A 16258-nucleotide genomic window follows, 5' to 3' on the forward strand; every position below is an offset into this window, starting at 1 on the left:
GGACAGGCGGTGCACGGCGAGCCGTTCGTCGCGGAGCGCGAGGAAGCCCTCGCCGATGCGGTCGGGCGCGAGGGCGCCCGGATGGGCCGCCAGGTGCTCGGCGGCGGCAGCGTGGAGCGCCGGGATGTCGGGCAGGATCACGCCGCGACCGGCCAGCGCGGGACGATCGAGGTGGGCCGCCAGGATGTCGGAGGCGGCGCAGGCGATCAGGCTGTGCGGGGGCAAGCGGTCGGCGACGGCCTCGGCTCGAAAGGTGAAGGCGGCGCGGTAGACGGGGCGGTAGGCGTCGCCGGTCGCCAGCAGGTCCATGGCGTTGGCATGGATGTGTTCGGGCGAGGAGACGGCCATGGCCATGCGTTCGGCCGGGTCGGTCGAATGCCAGGGGAAGAAGACGGTCTGGGCCTCCATCCGCGCCCACAGCCAGGCCATGTGGGAGCCGTCCCACGCTGGCTGGAACGGCGGGAGGTAGTCGGCGAGGAAGCGGGCGCGCTCGGCCTCGGTCCAGGCGGGCAGGCCGTCGCAGACGAGGGCGGCGGTGCTGTTGGGGAACAGGGCGGCGAAGCTGGCGGCGGTCGCGGCGCCGGTGTGGAAGCCGTAGAGGCCGACGCGGGAGAGGCCTAGGGTTTCGGTCAGGCGATGCAGGGCGCGGGCGAAGTCGGCGCTGTCAGGATCGGCGATCGGCAGGGGGTCCGACGCCCCGGCGCCGGGGGTGTCGGGGGCGAGGGCGGTCAGGCCGCGCGCGGCGATGGCCCGGCAGACGGCCTCGACGGCGCGGGAGGATTGGGGCGAGCCGTGGATGACGAGGACGGCGGGGCCTCGTCCATAGCGGCGGATCAGGACGCGGCGGCCGTCGACCGTGACGAAGCCGCGCTCGCCGCCGGGGCGGATCACACCCGGACCAGGGTCTTGCCGACGTTCTCGCCGCGCATGAGGCGTTCCAGCTGGCGGCCCGCGCTGTCGAGGCCCTGGCCGACGTCCTCGGCGATGGTGAGACGGCCTTGCTTGACCCAGGGCTCGGCGAGCGCGGTCCATTCGGCCCAGCGCGGGTAGAAGTCATAGACGACGAGCCCGAAGACGGCGGCGCGCTTGCCGACGAGGGGGCCGATGGCGGTGACGGCGGGGCCGGCGTCGGCCTGATAGTGGTCGGCGAGGCCGCACAGGACGACGCGGCCGTAGGGTTTCAGGTTCCTGATGCCGACGGCGAGCTGGCCCGCGCCGACGTTCTCGAAATGGATGGTGGAGCCGGGCGCGACGGCCGAGGCGACCTGGGCCTCCCAGTCGGCGGCGCGGTAGTCGATGCAGGCGTCGAAGCCGTAGCGTTCGACGACGAGGGCGCACTTCACCGGTCCGCCCGCGATGCCGACGGCGCGGCCGCCGAGGTTCCTCGCGATCTGACCCGCGACCCCGCCGACGGTCCCGGCCGCGGCGTTCACGGTCAGGAGGTCGCCGTCGCCGGTCCTGGCCAGCTGGGTCATGCCGGCCCAGGCGGTCAGGCCGGGCATGCCGAGCACGCTGAGATGCAATGACGGGGCGATGTCGGCGGAGACCTTGCGGGCGGTGTCAGAGCGGACCCAGGCGAGGTCGGTCCAGCCGGCCTCGGTGACGACCCGGTCGCCGGGCGCGAAGGCGGGATCGTGGCTCTCCTGAACCTCCGCGACGCAGAAGCCGGGCAGGGGCTCGCCGGAGGCGGGCGCGGGCTCGCCCATGTGACGGCCCCGGATGCGGGCACCGATGTAGGGGTCGAGCGAGAGGAAGAGGGGGCGGACCTTCAGCCAGCCTTCGCCTTCGGGCGTGACGCGGACGCGGGTCACGACGGTGAAGTCGGCGGCGACGGGGGCGGCCGTGACGGGGCGGGCGAGGACGACCTCGCGGGCGGTGTCGCTCATGCCTCGACCACCTCGACCAGGGTTCCGTCAGGGGCGCGGAGCGTGCCCGCGCGCCTGCCGCCGTAGACGGTGCCGTCGCGGACGACGGGCGGGGTGATCCAGCCTTTCAGCGCGTCGAAGTCCGGATGGCGGAAGGTGGTGATGGCGATTCCGGGGGGCAGGGCCCCGGGCTCGGTCGGGCGGTCGGTCGTGGTGGCTGGGTACTGGTCCAGTTCCAGGAAGCAGTCGCGGTCGTGGACCATGGTGGCGAGAGTGTGCTTCGTGTCCGCGGGCAGGTCGAAGGCGGCGTTGATCATGGTGTAGACCAGGTCCATCGAACGGCCGGCCGACAGCTTCAGCTCGGTTTCGAACCAGTCCAGCGAGGCCTGAAGATCCGAACAGGCCAGGACGATGATGAACAGCTTGTCGATCAGGCTGGCGGCGCGTGGCAGGTCGTAGGCCGGGAGGTTGTCGCGGATCTGGGTCAGGTAGACGATCTCCTGATCCGGCCCCTTCACCTGCATCGGGAAGATGGCGGGCAGGCCGTCCAGTTCCTTGGGCGGGCCGATGATCTGGAAGGGGGATCGCTCCATGCGGGCGTTCACCGCGTGGGTGTCCTGGGTGCAGATCTCGATGGCGGCCCAGCCGTAGGTGCGGAGCGGCCTGTAGTCGGGAGGCGTTGCGCCCTCGACGAAGCGCAGGAAGACCTCGGCGCCGGAGGCGGGGCGGCAGACCACGGAGGCGCGACCGGCGGAGGTCGGGCAACCCCAGCTGGCGGCGAGGTCGGCAGAGACGGGGCCGCGCTCTACGACCGAATAGTCCAGCCACTCGACGTAGCGGGCCGCGGTCGCCTCCGGGTCAGCGACGGTCAGGGTGGCGGCGCGCAGGAGTTCCATGGGCCCTCGTCGAAATGGTATAGATTTATATCATTTGAGCGCGCTAGGGTGGCCATAGCAAGGGGGAGCCGATGGCCGCCTACATGATCGTGCTGGCCAAGATCGCAGACCGCGAGCGGTTTCTGAGCGGCTATGGCCAGGCGGCGGCGGCCCTGATCCAGAAGCACGGCGGGCGATATCTGCTGCGCGGGCCGGGGGTCCAGGTGCTGGAAGGCGACTGGGGCGACGGGGCCGGGGCCGTGATTTCCGAATGGCCTGACATGCCAACCCTGCGCGCCTTCTGGGACAGCCCCGAATATGCGGAGGTGAAGAAACTCCGCGAGGACATCGCCGACTGCCGGGTCTGGGCCGTCGAGGCGCCCAAAATCAACTGACACCACCGGAGGAAGACCATGATCCGCACATTGATGGCCTCGGCCGCCCTGGTCGCCATGGCGATGCCGATGACGGCGTCCGCCCAGCAGATTGACCTGTCGACGCCGGCGGGAGCGATCGCAGCGAACCGCAAGATCCAGTGCTCGACCGTCGATGGCGAGCCGGTGGTCTATCACTGGTCGGGCCGGGTCTATGCGCGCGCGCCCGGCGTGCCGGACCGCCACATCTTCAACGTCGAGGGCATGAACGTGCGCCAGTGCGGGACGGTGACGGACCCCGTGCGGGGGACGGGATATCGCCTCGTGTCGCGCGAGCTGATGCTCTACCTCGATCCGCGCACCAATGAGGTGCTGCGCACCTGGACCAACCCCGAGACCGACCAGCAGGTCGAGGTGGTGCATGTCGCCAACGACCCGGTGAACTCGCGCCCCACCTATGAGCGGACGGCGGACGGGTCGCCGTTCCGGTTCTCTGGCCGGGTCAACCAGGGCTGGGTCTTCCTGCCGTTCGAGGCTCCGCTGTTCTATGTGAACCCGCTGGGCGGCGACTATCAGGAGTACGTTGGCAACCAGTATCACGCCATGGAGATATTCGACTTCTCGGTCCGGGAAGACGATCTGCTGGATTCGTCGCGGCCACGCGCGGACGCCTCCATCGCCTGGGTGCGCATCTCGCCGTGGCTTCCGTGGATGCGGATGGGCGGGCGGCCGGGCGGCCTGGTGTTCAACGCGGTCGGCCAGACCATGGCCAACGGCATCGACGGCCTGCCCCAGGTGCTGAGGGACGAGATCGCGGCCAACTATCCAGACTATGTCGCGCCGCCGCCGCTGGATGACGCGCGGCCCAACGAGACCAGCTGGACCTACTTCAGGAAGGTGTTCGACGCGGAGCGGGCGGCGGCCCAGTAGGCGAAACGCCGGGCGGCGTCAGACGGGCGTCGTCCGGAACTGCTCGGACGGGTCGCGGTCGATCAGGTTGATCAGGACTCCATCCGGATCGCGCAGGCAGACTTCCATCTGGCTGCGGTGCGGCATGGTGAAGACGATGGGATCGGGCGACCAGGTCGCGCCCGCCTCGCGCGCCGCCGTCAGCACCTCCATGAAGGGTTGGGCGTAGAAGACGAGCGCTGTCTCGCCCAGCCGCGGCGGGCCGGGCGGGGTGGGCAGGGGCTCAGGGCTCGGCGTCAGCTCGAACAGACCCACCATGCCGAAGTTGGCCGCGTCCACGCCGCGCTTGAGGATTCGGCAGCGCAGGGTCGATCCCGCCGGAACCTGCAAGGCGCCCTGCGACGACTCCGGATCGAGGTCGCCCTCGAAGTAGACCGCGTCGAGGCCGAGCGCGTGGTAGAAGGCGGTCGATCGCTCCAGGTTCGAGCAGAAGACGGCCGAGCGGATCAGGCTGGAGACCGGCATCTCAGGCGTCGGCCTTGGACACTTCGACGGCGACCTCTTCGGAAGCCAGGTCGTCTTTGGTCTGCATGGCCTCCGCCTCCTGCTGGAGGGTGCGCAGCACGCGGGTCAGATACTCCTGCATCCACAGTCCGCGCTCGGCCGCCTGATCCTTGGTCGGTTCGAACCGCTCAATCTCCGACCGGGCGACGACGCCCTTGGCCTCCAGCAGTCGTTCGACCGTGTCCAGCCGCTCGCGCGTGACGGCCAACTCCTGGACCGTCGCCATCAGGATGTTCAGGACCCGCTCGACCTCGGGGTCCATGAAGTAAGGCCGCTTGCCCGCCGGCTTGGCGGACGACAAGGCCAGCGCGAGGTCCAGACTCACTTGCGCGCCCCGATCACGTGCCAGGCGGCCTTGCGCCCATAGTCCTCGCCGTCGTCATCGGCGGCGTCGGGGAAGACGTCCTTGTCGACCACGGCCGTGACGCCGCCGTGGATCAGCCGGTCCCTCTCGAAGCCCGCCTCGATCAGGAAGCCGTCGATGTCCAGCTCGTGCATCGTGCTCCAGAAGGGCTCGTTGTTGTAGAAGGCGTCCCAGTCGCGCATGGCCTGCTCGAACAGGGGCATGTCGGCGGCGTACTGGGGCTGTTCGACGTGGAGCACGATCCCGCCGGGCGACAGCACGCGGAAGGTCTCGCGGAAGATGGCCTTCATCGAGGTCAGCGACAGCTCGTGCAGCGTCATCGTCGTCTGCACCCAGTCGAACGACCCGTCGGCCCAGCGCGAAAGGTCTGATCCGTCGCCCTGAACGAAGCGGACATTCTCCACGCCCATGGTCTTCGCCCGCGCCGCGCCGTAGCGGAGCATGGGCGCGCCGACGTCCAGCGCGATGACCTCGGCGTCCGGAAAGGCCTCCGCGATCGGCAGCACGTTCTGGCCCAGGTTGGCGCCGATATCGAGGATACGGCGCGGCTGGAAGTTCGGCAGGTTCTTTCGCACCCACTTCACCACCGCATGGCCGCCGCCGTCGGAGAACCGGCCGAGCGCCCCGCCCGTGGTGGCGAAGATGCCGCTGTCGTAGTTGGCCGCGCCCGAGACGTCGCCGGGGAAGACCTCGCGGTGATAGCTGCCCGGCATGCAGTGGTGATCCACAGCCGTGACATAGCGTGGAATCGGCAGCGCCGGATCGAGCTCCAGCCGGTCTCCCGAAGCCGTCAGCGCATCGACCTTGGCCGCCAGCGTCTCCGCCTGCCGCAGGGCGATCCAGCGACCGGCCTGCTGGCGCTGTTCCATCGTCGCGCGTCGCAGCGCCGACCAGGCCTGGTAGTAGGGGTCCTGCAGCAGGGCCTTCCGAACTTCATGCCGGTCCTTCGGCGCGCGGCCTTCCCGGGCTTCGAAGCCGGGGCCGGCGCGACGCTCCCAGGCCGTCTTCACCGCCGGCATGACCTTGGTCGACAGGTGCCGGTTCATGTGGGCGAGGAAGTTGAAGCGGGCGATCTCGTCGTGGCTGGTTTCCGGGAACACGCCGTGCCGACCCACCACGCGATAGTCCGGTGGACCCGAATAGGACTGGGCCGGGCCTGCGTTCTTCAGATCGGGTGAACCATCCATGATCGACCTCCGGGGCTTGCCGCGCGCAAATGATATAGGATTATATCATTTACCCGTCGAGGGTTCCTCCAGCTTCCAGGATGACGCACATGGCCGCCACCCGAATCTTCGCCCTGTTCAACCTGAAGCCGGGCCAGGACCCGGCGACCTATGAAGCCTGGGCCAGGGCGACCGACATCCCGGCCGTGCGCGCCATGAGCTCGGTCGACGACTTTCAGGTGCAGAAGGTCGAGGGCCTGCTCGGGTCCGACGCCGCGCCGCCGTACGCCTACATCGAGACCATCGACGTCAACGACATGGGCCGCTTCTTCGAGGAGGTCTCCCTGCCCGGCGCCCAGAAGATCGCGGGCGAGTTCCAGTCGATGGTCGACGTGACCTTCCTGGTCACCAAGGCGCTCTGATGGGGCGCTTCGACGGCAAGGTGGCGGTGGTCACGGGCTCGGGCCGCCGCAAGGGACTCGGCGAGGCCATCGCGAAGAAGCTGGCCGGGGAGGGGGCGCGGGTCGTCATCTCCGACATCGGCGCCTCGAAGGACGCGGCCACGCCCGGCGCCATGATCGGCGCGACGGATGAGATGGCGGCCATCGCGGCGGAGCTGCCGGGATCTTCCACCTGCGTCTGCGACGTCCGCGATCCGGCTCAGGTCCGGGCGCTCGCTGCCCATGCGGTCGAGACTCACGGCGGGCTGGACATCTGGGTCAACAACGCCGGCATCGGCTACATCATGAAGCCCCTGATGGAGGTCACGCCCGACGATTGGCGCGCGGTGATCGACGTTAACCTGTCCGGCTGCTTCTACGGAATCCAGGCGGCGGCGGAGGTGATGATCCGGCAGGGACGGGGCGGGCGGATCGTCAACATCGCCTCCCAGGCCGCCAAGTCGGGCTTTCCGCATGCCCAGGCCTATACGGCCTCCAAGCATGGCCTGGTCGGCCTGACGCGCTCGGCGGCGATCGAGCTGGGGCCGCACGGGATCACGCTGAACAACGTCTGCCCCAACCACGTCACCACCGGCCTGGGCGCCTGGCAGAACGAGTATTTCGCCAAGGTGGTCGGGGCCGACTCGGTCGAAGAGTATCTAACGGCCATGGCCAACCGCATCCCGCTGCGCCGCCCCGGCCTGCCCGAGGACACCGCCGACGCCGTCGCCTTCCTGTGCTCGGACGAGGCGAAGTACATCACTGCCGAGAGCCTGAACGTCTCCGGCGGCGAGGAGCCCCACTGAATGCCCGCGCCCGCTGACTTCGCCTGGCCCGGCGGCCATCGCCTGGCCCTGTCCATCGTCGTCAATGTCGAGGAGGGGGCCGAGCAGAACATACGCGACGGCGACAAGGGGCCGGAGCCGGTCGACGAACTGTCCGCCGTGCCCAAGCGGCCGATGCGGATGCACGGCAATGAGTCGAACTACCAGTACGGCATCAAGGCCGGCGCGCCGCGCATCCTGAAGCTCCTGGACGAGCACCGCATCGAGGCGACCTGGACCGCGGCGGCGCTGGCGCTGGAGCGGGCACCGGAGCTGGCGGCGAAAATCGTGGCGCGGGGCGACGAGGTCTGCTGCCACGGCTGGCGCTGGGCTCACCAGTTCTGGATGGACGAAGAGAAGGAACGGGATTTCATCAGGAAGGGCTGGCAGTCCATCGAGCGGACCACGGGCAAGCGCCCGGCCGGCTGGCTCAGCCGCTATCTGCACACCGAGGCGACCCGGCGGCTGCTGGTCGAGGAGGGGTTCGCCTATCACATGGACGACTACTCCGACGACTTCCCCTTCTGGGACATGGTCGAGACGGCGGAGGGCAAGAAGCCCATCGTCATCCTGCCCTATGCGCTGGACTCCAACGACATGAAGTTCTGGCTGGCCCCGGCGCTGACGGCGCGCGACTGGCTACAGTACGCCACCGACACCTTCGACCAGATGCACGCCGAGGCCATGGACGGGGAGACCAAGATGATGAGCCTGGGGCTGCATCTGCGCATCATCGGCCGGCCCGGACGGATCGGGGCCTTCCGAGGATTCCTGGAGCACATTGCCGGCAAGCCCGGCGTGTGGATCACCAGCCGCGCGAAGGTCGCCGAAGCCTTCGCCGCCGCCGTGCCGCCGCCCGCCGCATGATCGAGCTCTGGTCTGTCCCCACCGCCAACGGCCAGAAGGTTCACATCGCTCTGGAAGAAGCCGGGCTGCCCTACCGGGCGACCATGATCGACCTGACGAAGGGCGAGCACCGCACGCCGGAGTTCCTGGCGCTCAATCCCTTCGGCAAGGCCCCGGCGATGCGCGATCCGGACGGGCCGGGCGGGCGACCCCTGGTACTGGCGGAGACCCTGGCCATCGCCTGGTACGCCGCCGAGAAGGGTGCGAATGGTCTGATCTCCGACGACCCGGCGATCCGCGCCGAGCAGATGATGTGGGCCGCCGCCATCTCCTCCTCGGTCGCCATGCCCTTCGCCATGCAGTTCTTCGCCACCCAACTGGCACCGACGCCGGATCCCTGGCTGATCGAGACCATGACCAGCGGCGCGCGGCGATCGCTGGACGTGTTTGAGGCGCGTCTGGCGAAGCAGGAGTGGGTCTGCGGCGGGGCGTTCAGCGTCGTCGACTGCCTGCTGTTCCCGGTCGTCGCGACCTCGGCGAGGCGTCTGGATGGCTGGCTGGAGGGCTACCCATCGCTCCGGCGCTGGTACGACGCGGTGGCCAAAAGGCCGGCGGTCCAGCGGGGAATGGCGACCGGGTCTTCCTGATCTCCGCTCATCCCGGCGAAAGCCGGGACCCAGTGCTTTGGGCGATCGGTGCTCCGATGTTCGCACCGCAGCCAATCCAACATCTCGCCTCAGTCAAGAACTGGGTCCCGGCTTTCGCCGGGATGAGCGGAAGAGTGAGATTGACCGATCCGCGTCGCTGTCGTTAAATGTCCGGACATTTGGTCCGAGGCGTCATGGCCTATCGCTCCCTCTTGTTCGTGCCCGGTTCGCGGCCCGACCGCTTCGACAAGGCGGCCGGGGCGGGGGCCGACGCCGTCTGCATCGACCTGGAGGACGCCGTGCCGCCGGATGGTAAGGAGGGGGCGCGCGCTGCGGCCGTCGCGGCGCTGGACGGCCGGTTCGGACTGAGGGTCAACGCGGTCGGCACGGCGGACGGCGAGGCCGACCTCGCCGCGCTGAGCGGGGCCAATCCCGTCTTCGTCATGATCCCCAAAGCGGCGTCCGCCGCCGATGTCGGTGCCGTGCGCGCCGCGACCGACGCCCCGCTTTGGCCCATCGTCGAGAGCGCCGAGGGCCTGCACGCCGCCTGGGAGATCGCCGCCGCCCCAGGCGTCGCGGGCGTCCTGTTCGGCGGGGCCGACTACGCCGCCGACCTGGGCTGCACCATGGAGTGGGAGCCGTTGTTCCATGCGCGAGGCGTACTGGCCGCCGCCTGCGCCCGGGCGGGGGTTGAGCTGCTGGACGTGCCCCACCTCGACATCGCCGACGAGGCCGACCTGATCGCCTCGACCCGCCGCATCAAGGCCATGGGCTTCACCGGCCGGGCCTGCATCCACCCGTCCCAGATCGCCCCGGTCCACGCCGTCTTCACCCCGACAGAGGCCGAGATCGCCCGTGCCCGCCGCGTGCTCGACGCTTTCGAGGCGGCCGGGGGCGGAGCCGCCCTGCTGGACGGCAAGCTTGTCGAGAAACCCCTGATCCGCGCCGCGCGGCGCACGCTCGAACACGTCGGAGACGCCTGAATGGTGCAGCAATTCAAGGAAGTTGGCCCGCAACGTTACCGCGAGACCTTCGGCCGCTACTTCGAGGACTTCATCGTCGGCGACGTCTATGAGCACCGCCCCGGCAAGACGGTGACGGAGTACGACAACCATCTGTTCACGCTCATGACGATGAACACCCACCCGATGCATTTCGACGCTGAGTTCGCCAAGGCTTCGGAGTTCAAGCGGAACATCGTGGTCAGCCCCTACACCCTCGCCCTGCTGATCGGCATGAGCGTCACCGACTGCAGCCAGAAGGCCATCGCCAACCTCGGCATGGACGAGGTCAAGTTCACCGCCCCGGTCTTCGCCGGCGACACCATCTATGGCGAGAGCGAGGTGCTGGCCAAGCGCGAGAGCCAGTCGCGGCCGGGTCAGGGCATCGTCACCATCCGCACGATCGGCCTGAACCAGGACGGGGTCCAGGTCTGCACCTTCGTGCGCAACATGCTGATCCCGGCCCGTGGCAACGCGGTCGAGGACAAGGTCGGGACCTACTGACATGAACGTTCACTCGCCCGTCATCTCCGACGCCGACGAACGCGCCATCCTGGACGCCATCGACAAGTGGATCGAGCAGAAGGTCCGCCCCGTCGCCATGGATCTGGAGCACGGCGACATCTGGCCCGCCGACCTCGTCGACGACATGGCCGAGCTGGGCCTGTTCGGGGCCATCGTCGATCCGGAATACGGGGGTCTGGGCCTGTCGGCGACGACCTATTCGCGCATCGTCATGCGCATCGCCGAGGAGTGGATGAGCCTGACGGGCATCTTCAACTCCCACCTGATGATGGCCACCGTCGTCCAGCGCTTCGGCACGCAGAAACAACGGGAATACTGGCTTCCGAAGTTCGTCACCGGCGAGATGCGCGGTGGTCTCGGCCTGACCGAGCCCGACGCGGGCACCGACCTCCAGGCCATCCGCACGGTCGCCACGCGCGACGGCTCCGACTACGTCGTGACGGGGACCAAGACCTGGATCTCCAACGCCATAATGGGCCACTGCTGCGCCCTTCTGGTGAAGACCGACCCTGAGGCTCAGCCGCGCTACAAGGGCATGTCGATGCTGATCGTGTCCAAGATCGACCCGGAAACCAAGGCGCCGCTGCCGGGCATTTCCAACGGCAAGAAGCTGGAGAAGCTCGGCTACAAGGGCATCGATTCCGGCGAGTTCATCTTCGACGGCTATCGCTGCGACGCCGAGCTCAGCCTTGTCGGCGGCGAGGAGGGCAAGGGCTTCCTGATGGCGACGGGGGGCCTGGAAATTGGCCGCGTCAACATCGCCGCCCGCTCGGTCGGCATCGCCAAGCGGGCGCTGAAGGAGAGCGTCATCTACGCCCAGACCCGCAAGACCATGGGCAAGCCGATCGCCGAACACCAGGCGATCCAGCTGAAACTCGGCGACATGGCGGCCCGGACTCGCGCGGCCGAACTGCTGGTCGAGGACGCCGCCCGCGCCTTCGATGCCGGTGGCCGCATCGACATGGAGGCCGGCATGGCGAAATATTTCGCTTCCGAGACTGCGGTCGAGGTCGCCACCGAGGCGATGCGCATCCACGGCGGCTATGGCTATTCCAAGGAATATGTCATCGAGCGACTGTACCGCGACGCGCCCCTGATGTGCATCGGCGAGGGCACCAACGAGATGCAGCGCATCATCATCGCCAAACAGCTGGTGGCGAGGAACAAGGTGTGAGGGCGATGGCGACGGACGTTCTCCCTCCCCCTGCGGGGGAGGGTGGTCGAAGCGAAGCGGAGACCGGGTGGGGGCGGCCCTGCGACCCACACTCTGACTTCACCATTGCATCGCCATGCCGCCCCCCCCCCCTCGCTGCGCGAGGACCCTCCCCGTTCCGGGGAGGGATAGGCTGATGACCCGCCCGCTCTCCGGCGTCCGCGTCCTCGCGGTCGAGCAGTACGGAGCCGGCCCCTACGGCACCATGCTGATGGCCGAGCTCGGCGCCGAGGTCATCAAGATCGAGGCACCGTCCATGGGCGGGGACGTGTCGCGCCAGACCGGGCCCTACTTCCTGGGCGAAGGCGACAGCCAGTTCTTCCAGACCTTCTCGCGCTCCAAGTCCTCCGTTGCGCTGGAGATCAAGACGCCGGAGGGCCGCGCCGACTTCGAGCGGCTGGTCCAGTCGGCGGACGCGGTCGTCAACAATCTGCGCGGCGATCAGCCGGCCAAGATGCGGATCGATTATCCGGCGCTGAAGGCGATCAAGCCGTCCATCGTCTGCGCCCACCTGTCGGCCTATGGGCGGAACAACAGCCGCCAGGCCTGGCCCGGCTACGACTACCTCATGCAGGCCGAGGCCGGCTTCATGAGCCTGACCGGAGAGCCCGACGCCCCGCCCACGCGGTTCGGGCTGTCGATGGTCGACTTCATGACGGGGACCATGTGGGCCATGGCGACCGTCAGCGCGATCCTGAAGGCGCGCGAGACGGGCGTCGGCTGCGACGTGGACGTCAGCCTGTTCGACGTGGCGCTGCATCAGTTGTCGTATCCCGCCGTCTGGGCCATGAACGAGGGCCACGACGTCGGCCGCCTGCCGCGCGGCGCCCACCCCTCGATCGCCCCGTCGCAGCTGGTGAAGACTCGGGACGGCTGGGGCCTGCTGATGTGCCAGACGCCCAAATTCTGGGATCGGTTCTGCGAGCTGGCCGGCGCGGCCCATCTGAAGTCCGACCCACGGTTCGCCGACATTCCGTCCCGTCGCGCGAACCTCGCCGCGCTCAGCGAGGCGGTGGACGCCGTGACCTCGACCCGCACGACCGACAAATGGCTGGCCGTGCTCGGCGGCAAAGTCCCTTTCGCCCCGGTCCGCGACGTGGCCGAGGCGCTTTCTAACCCCTTTGTCGCCGAGGTCGGGATGCGCGACGTGGTCGATCACCCCGACCGCGACGGCGGGCTTAAGATGCTGGCCAGCCCGGTGAAGATCGACGGCGAACGCGCTCCCGGCGTTCGGGCGCCCAAGCTGGGCGAGCAGACGGCGAAGGTGCTGGGCCGGTGAAGCTCGAGGGCGTCAAGGTTCTCGACCTCAGCCTTTTCCTGCCGGGGCCGATGCTGACCCTGATGATGGCCGACCACGGCGCCGAGGTCGTCAAGGTCGAACCGGCCGGGGAGGGCGAGCCGACCCGTCACGTCGGCTATCGCAAAGGCGGCGAGAGCGTCTGGTTCAGGAATACCCATCGCGGCAAGCGTTCCATTCAGCTGAACCTGAAGGACCCAGCGGATCATGCTGTTTTCATGAGCCTGGCCGCCGAGGCCGATGTGGTGGTCGAGGCCTTCCGACCCGGCGTGGCGAATCGGCTGGGCGTGGACTACGACTCGGTTCGGACGATCAATCCGGGCGTGGTTTATTGCGCTATCTCCGCCTTCGGTCAGGACGGCCCCTACCGCGACCGGCCCGCGCACGACGTGGCCGTCCAGGCGCTGGCGGGGGTCGTGTCGCTGAACGAGGGCCAGGACGGCCTGCCCGCCATGCCCGCCATGCCGGTGGCGGACGCGCTGGCGTCCCTGACGGCCCTGTCCGGCGTGCTCATGGCGCTGCTACGCAAACGCGAGACCGGGCAGGGCGACTACCTCGACGTCGCCATGTTCGACAGCGTCCTCGCCTGGACGCCCAACGTCACGGGCCGGATCTTCGCCACTGGCGAGGCTCACGTCGTCAAGGACCAACGCTCCTGGGGCGGCAACGCCATGTACGGCCTCTACCGCACCGCCGACGATCGCTGGCTCGCGCTGGGCGGGGCCGAGGTGAAGTTCGCGCGGAACCTGCTGACGCCGCTCGGGCGCGAGGACCTGATCCATTACGCCGAGCTGCCGCCTGGCCCGGGGCAGGAGCCGCTGAGGGCCTTCCTGCGCGAGGCCTTCGCGGCGCGGACCCTGGCGGAGTGGGAGTTCTGGTTCGCCGACAAGGACGTCTGCTGGGCCCCGGTCCGCACGCTGAAGGACGCCTTTGAGGACCCGGCTCTACAGGTGCGCGGCATGCTCGCCCGCGACGCCGAGGGGAACGAGATCGTCGGAACGCCGATCCGCTTTCGGGAGGAGCCGGCGGTGATCGATCCGCGTGTGCCAGAGATGGACGAGCACGGGGCGGAGCTCCGCGCACGCCTGAAATCCTCCCCCGAGTAGCGAAGCGAAACGGGGGAGGGGGACCACCCGAAGGGTGGTGGAGGGGGCGGACGCGCACACCGTGTCTGGCCCTGCCCCCTCCACCGCTTCGCGGTCTCCCTCCCCTGCTTCGCGAGGGAGGATTGTTCTACCCCTCCCGCCGATACGTCATCGCATAGACGAACCGCCCGCCCGGATGGACCGAGTCCGACGCCAGGATCAGCGCCCCGTCGTCCCCATGATAGCGTCGCAGCGTCCGCAACGCCGCCCCGCCCGCCTCAGCCTTCAGCGCCCTGGCGTCAGCGGCGGACAGCAGCTCCGCCGTGATCTCCTGATCGATTCGCCCGGCCGCGACGCCGAACCTTTCGTCCAGCAGGGCATGGACGCTGCGCCCTTCGCCCAGGTCCCCCGCCACCCCCGTGAACGGCTGGGGTACATAGATCCGCGACAAGGCCAGCGGCAGGGCCTCGGCGATCCGCAGCCCGTCGATCACCAGCCAGGCCCGCTCGACGTCGCCGCCGATCCGCGCGGCCTCGTCCGGGGTCAGCCGGCGTTCCTTCTGCGCCAGCACCTTGAGCTTCGCCGTCTGGGCGTACTGCATCAGGTCCTCGACCCCACCCAAGGGCTGGACATAGGCGGAGGGACTGGCCGCCGCGATCACCGTCGTTCCCGCCCCGCGCCGCCGCGCGATCAGCCCGGCCTCGGTCAGCAGGCGGATGGCGTCCCGGGCCGTATGCCGCGACACTCCGTGGGTCTCGGCCAGCTCCAGCTCGGGCGGCAACTGCGACCCGACCGCATAGTCCCCCCGCGCGATCGCGGAACGAAGCGTGTCAGCGAGCTGGCGATATCGGGGCGCGGCCATCCTGTTTCCTACATCGCCTGGCGCATCGCCGACCAGTCGTCGGCCAACCGGTCGCGGTGCGCGGGTGAGGCGACGGCGATCAGGGCCTGCGCTCGCGCGTCGATGGACAGGCCGCGCAGATCGGCCACGCCATGCTCGGTCACCACCACGACCGGATCGCCCCGCCCGACGCTGGGCGGGCAGGACAGGCGGGGCACGATGCGGCTCAGCGCGTCTCCCTTCGTCGAGGCGGGCAGGGCGACCACGGGCAGGCCGCCGTCCGACGCCCAGGCCCCGCGCAGGAAGTCGATCAGCCCGCCCGCTCCGGAGACTTGCCGCCCGTCCATCCATTCGGCGTTCACCTGGCCGAACAGATCGACCTCGATAGCCGAGTTGACGGCGACGAAGCGCGGGATGGCGGCCAGCGTCGAGATGGCGTGGGTCTCTCCGACGGGCCGGAACCGCATGCGCGGATCGTCGGCGGCGCGGGCATAGAGGGCGGACGACCCCAGCGCCACGCCGGTCGTCACGGCATCCACCGCATCTCGATCCAGCAGGTCGATCAGCGGCTCCGTCACCATGCCGGAGTGGACCCGCAGCCCCCGCCGGTCGCCGAGCGCCGCCAGCGTCGCCACCCCGATCTTGCCCAGCCCCGTCTGCACGGTCGCGCCCTCAGGGATCAGCCCGGCGACCCTCGCGGCGATGGCGGCGCTGACCGGATCGATCGCGCCCGCGCCATAGCCGGGGAGCGGCGTATCGACCTCCACCACCACGTCGAAGGCGTCCAGCGGCACGGTCGGCCCGTCGCGCACGGTGGGCATCCCGACGTGAATCAGGCCGATGCGGACCCGCGTCCGCTCGAACACCGCCGGGCTGAAGTCGGCGGCGACGCCCAGGCTGCAAAGGCTGTCGGCTCCCGGCGGCGCGACGGTGAAGAGTCCCGCCTCGAAGGCCCGCTCCGACAGCCGTCGCCACACCTGGGTGTAGGTCAGGGGCGAAAACGCCAGCCGCCCGGCCGCGAAACTGTCCCGCCACTCGGGCGCCACGAAGATGGCCTCGGCCCGCGCCTCGTCGTGCAGGCCCGCCCAGTCGGTGCGGTTGACGCCGGGAATCCAGACCCCCTCGAACGTCAGCCCCGCCGCCGCTTCAGGCCGCCGCGCCAGCGCATCCGCGAACCCCAGCGGCTCTCCCGCGCAGCCAGGGATGAAGACGCGGCCGCCCTCCGGCATAGCCGCCTTGAGCGCGTCGATCGCGGCGTCCATCGTCACGGTGATCGGCATGGTCAGAGGGCGCGCTCCGGCTTGACCGGCGAGGGCCGGGGACGCGATAACAGCATATGTCCGGACATTTGTCCTCCATCACCGAACGGCTGGCGGAGCTGCTGGCCCGGCCGGTCTCGGCCGAGGACCGGGCGCGGACCCG

19 protein-coding genes are annotated in these 16258 nt (G+C 69.4%); 11 read left to right on the forward strand and 8 right to left on the reverse strand.

Annotated elements, in window-relative coordinates; all coding sequences use genetic code 11:
* The 3 genes from IP78_RS11495 to IP78_RS11505 form a co-directional block, all read right to left on the reverse strand.
* The coding region (locus tag IP78_RS11495) for an alpha/beta hydrolase (RefSeq protein ID WP_197272449.1) at positions 1-891 on the reverse strand (891 nt) is incomplete at its 3' end.
* Positions 888-1886: an NADP-dependent oxidoreductase gene (locus IP78_RS11500; RefSeq protein ID WP_054111823.1), complete on the reverse strand. Its 999-nt coding sequence runs from the start codon at positions 1884-1886 to the stop codon at positions 888-890. The genes IP78_RS11495 and IP78_RS11500, both read right to left, overlap by 4 nt.
* On the reverse strand, positions 1883-2761 hold the full coding sequence (locus IP78_RS11505) for a VOC family protein (protein WP_054111824.1): 879 nt from the start codon (positions 2759-2761) through the stop codon (positions 1883-1885). The genes IP78_RS11500 and IP78_RS11505 overlap by 4 nt, the downstream gene beginning before the upstream one ends.
* Positions 2762-2832: 71 nt before the next feature.
* On the opposite strand from IP78_RS11505, the gene IP78_RS11510 reads away from it, so the two are divergent.
* Positions 2833-3135, forward strand: coding sequence for a DUF1330 domain-containing protein (locus tag IP78_RS11510; RefSeq protein WP_054111825.1), 303 nt, complete (start codon positions 2833-2835; stop codon positions 3133-3135).
* Positions 3136-3153: 18 nt separating this feature from the next.
* On the forward strand, positions 3154-4044 hold the full coding sequence (locus IP78_RS11515; RefSeq protein ID WP_054111826.1) for a DUF1838 family protein: 891 nt from the start codon (positions 3154-3156) through the stop codon (positions 4042-4044).
* A gap of 18 nt (positions 4045-4062) precedes the next feature.
* Here the strand turns inward: IP78_RS11515 and IP78_RS11520 are convergent, their stop codons facing one another.
* The 3 genes from IP78_RS11520 to IP78_RS11530 are packed head-to-tail and all read right to left on the reverse strand — an operon-like array spanning position 4063 to position 6138.
* Positions 4063-4548, reverse strand: a complete 486-nt coding sequence (locus tag IP78_RS11520; RefSeq protein ID WP_054111827.1) for a VOC family protein — start codon at positions 4546-4548, stop codon at positions 4063-4065.
* A 1-nt stretch (position 4549) separates the two neighbouring features.
* The gene (locus IP78_RS11525) at positions 4550-4912 is read right to left on the reverse strand and encodes a hypothetical protein (RefSeq protein ID WP_054111828.1); all 363 of its coding nucleotides are present in this window, start codon (positions 4910-4912) and stop codon (positions 4550-4552) included.
* Positions 4909-6138, reverse strand: a complete 1230-nt coding sequence (locus IP78_RS11530) for a class I SAM-dependent methyltransferase (RefSeq protein WP_054111829.1) — start codon at positions 6136-6138, stop codon at positions 4909-4911. Before IP78_RS11530 ends, IP78_RS11525 begins: the two co-directional genes overlap by 4 nt.
* 89 nt (positions 6139-6227) lie before the next feature.
* Between IP78_RS11530 and IP78_RS11535 the strand changes: the two genes are divergently transcribed.
* The 9 genes from IP78_RS11535 (at position 6228) to IP78_RS11575 (ending at position 14016) form a co-directional block, all read left to right on the forward strand.
* On the forward strand, positions 6228-6539 hold the full coding sequence (locus IP78_RS11535) for an REDY-like protein HapK (protein WP_054111830.1): 312 nt from the start codon (positions 6228-6230) through the stop codon (positions 6537-6539).
* Complete coding sequence (locus tag IP78_RS11540; RefSeq protein ID WP_054111831.1) at positions 6539-7363, forward strand: SDR family NAD(P)-dependent oxidoreductase; 825 nt, start codon at positions 6539-6541, stop codon at positions 7361-7363. Before IP78_RS11535 ends, IP78_RS11540 begins: the two co-directional genes overlap by 1 nt.
* Positions 7364-8248, forward strand: coding sequence for a polysaccharide deacetylase family protein (locus tag IP78_RS11545; protein WP_054111832.1), 885 nt, complete (start codon positions 7364-7366; stop codon positions 8246-8248). It begins immediately after the preceding gene.
* Positions 8245-8874, forward strand: coding sequence for a glutathione S-transferase family protein (locus IP78_RS11550; RefSeq protein ID WP_156320388.1), 630 nt, complete (start codon positions 8245-8247; stop codon positions 8872-8874). The genes IP78_RS11545 and IP78_RS11550 overlap by 4 nt, the downstream gene beginning before the upstream one ends.
* A 194-nt stretch (positions 8875-9068) precedes the next feature.
* Positions 9069-9857: a CoA ester lyase gene (locus tag IP78_RS11555; RefSeq protein WP_054111834.1), complete on the forward strand. Its 789-nt coding sequence runs from the start codon at positions 9069-9071 to the stop codon at positions 9855-9857.
* Positions 9858-10379 (forward strand): MaoC family dehydratase, encoded by a 522-nt coding sequence (locus tag IP78_RS11560; RefSeq protein ID WP_054111835.1) that lies wholly within the window; start codon positions 9858-9860, stop codon positions 10377-10379. It abuts the gene before it with no gap.
* A gap of 1 nt (position 10380) precedes the next feature.
* Positions 10381-11574 carry an acyl-CoA dehydrogenase family protein gene (locus IP78_RS11565; RefSeq protein WP_054111836.1) on the forward strand — a complete coding sequence of 398 codons (1194 nt, stop codon included), beginning with the start codon at positions 10381-10383 and terminating at the stop codon, positions 11572-11574.
* Between the two features lie 175 nt (positions 11575-11749).
* Entirely contained in the window at positions 11750-12892 is a 1143-nt protein-coding gene (locus tag IP78_RS11570; RefSeq protein WP_054111837.1) for a CaiB/BaiF CoA-transferase family protein, read from the forward strand.
* A complete protein-coding gene (locus IP78_RS11575; protein WP_054111838.1) occupies positions 12889-14016 on the forward strand; it encodes a CaiB/BaiF CoA-transferase family protein in 1128 nt (375 codons plus the stop codon). Before IP78_RS11570 ends, IP78_RS11575 begins: the two co-directional genes overlap by 4 nt.
* 127 nt (positions 14017-14143) lie before the next feature.
* On the opposite strand, the gene IP78_RS11580 is transcribed toward IP78_RS11575, so the two are convergent.
* Positions 14144-14857 (reverse strand): GntR family transcriptional regulator, encoded by a 714-nt coding sequence (locus IP78_RS11580; protein ID WP_054111839.1) that lies wholly within the window; start codon positions 14855-14857, stop codon positions 14144-14146.
* 8 nt (positions 14858-14865) lie between these two features.
* Entirely contained in the window at positions 14866-16116 is a 1251-nt protein-coding gene (locus tag IP78_RS11585) for an acetyl-CoA hydrolase/transferase family protein (protein WP_054111840.1), read from the reverse strand.
* Positions 16117-16258: the final 142 nt, after the last annotated feature.

Source organism: Brevundimonas sp. AAP58 (assembly GCF_001295975.1).
Taxonomy (GTDB): Bacteria; Pseudomonadota; Alphaproteobacteria; order Caulobacterales; family Caulobacteraceae; genus Brevundimonas.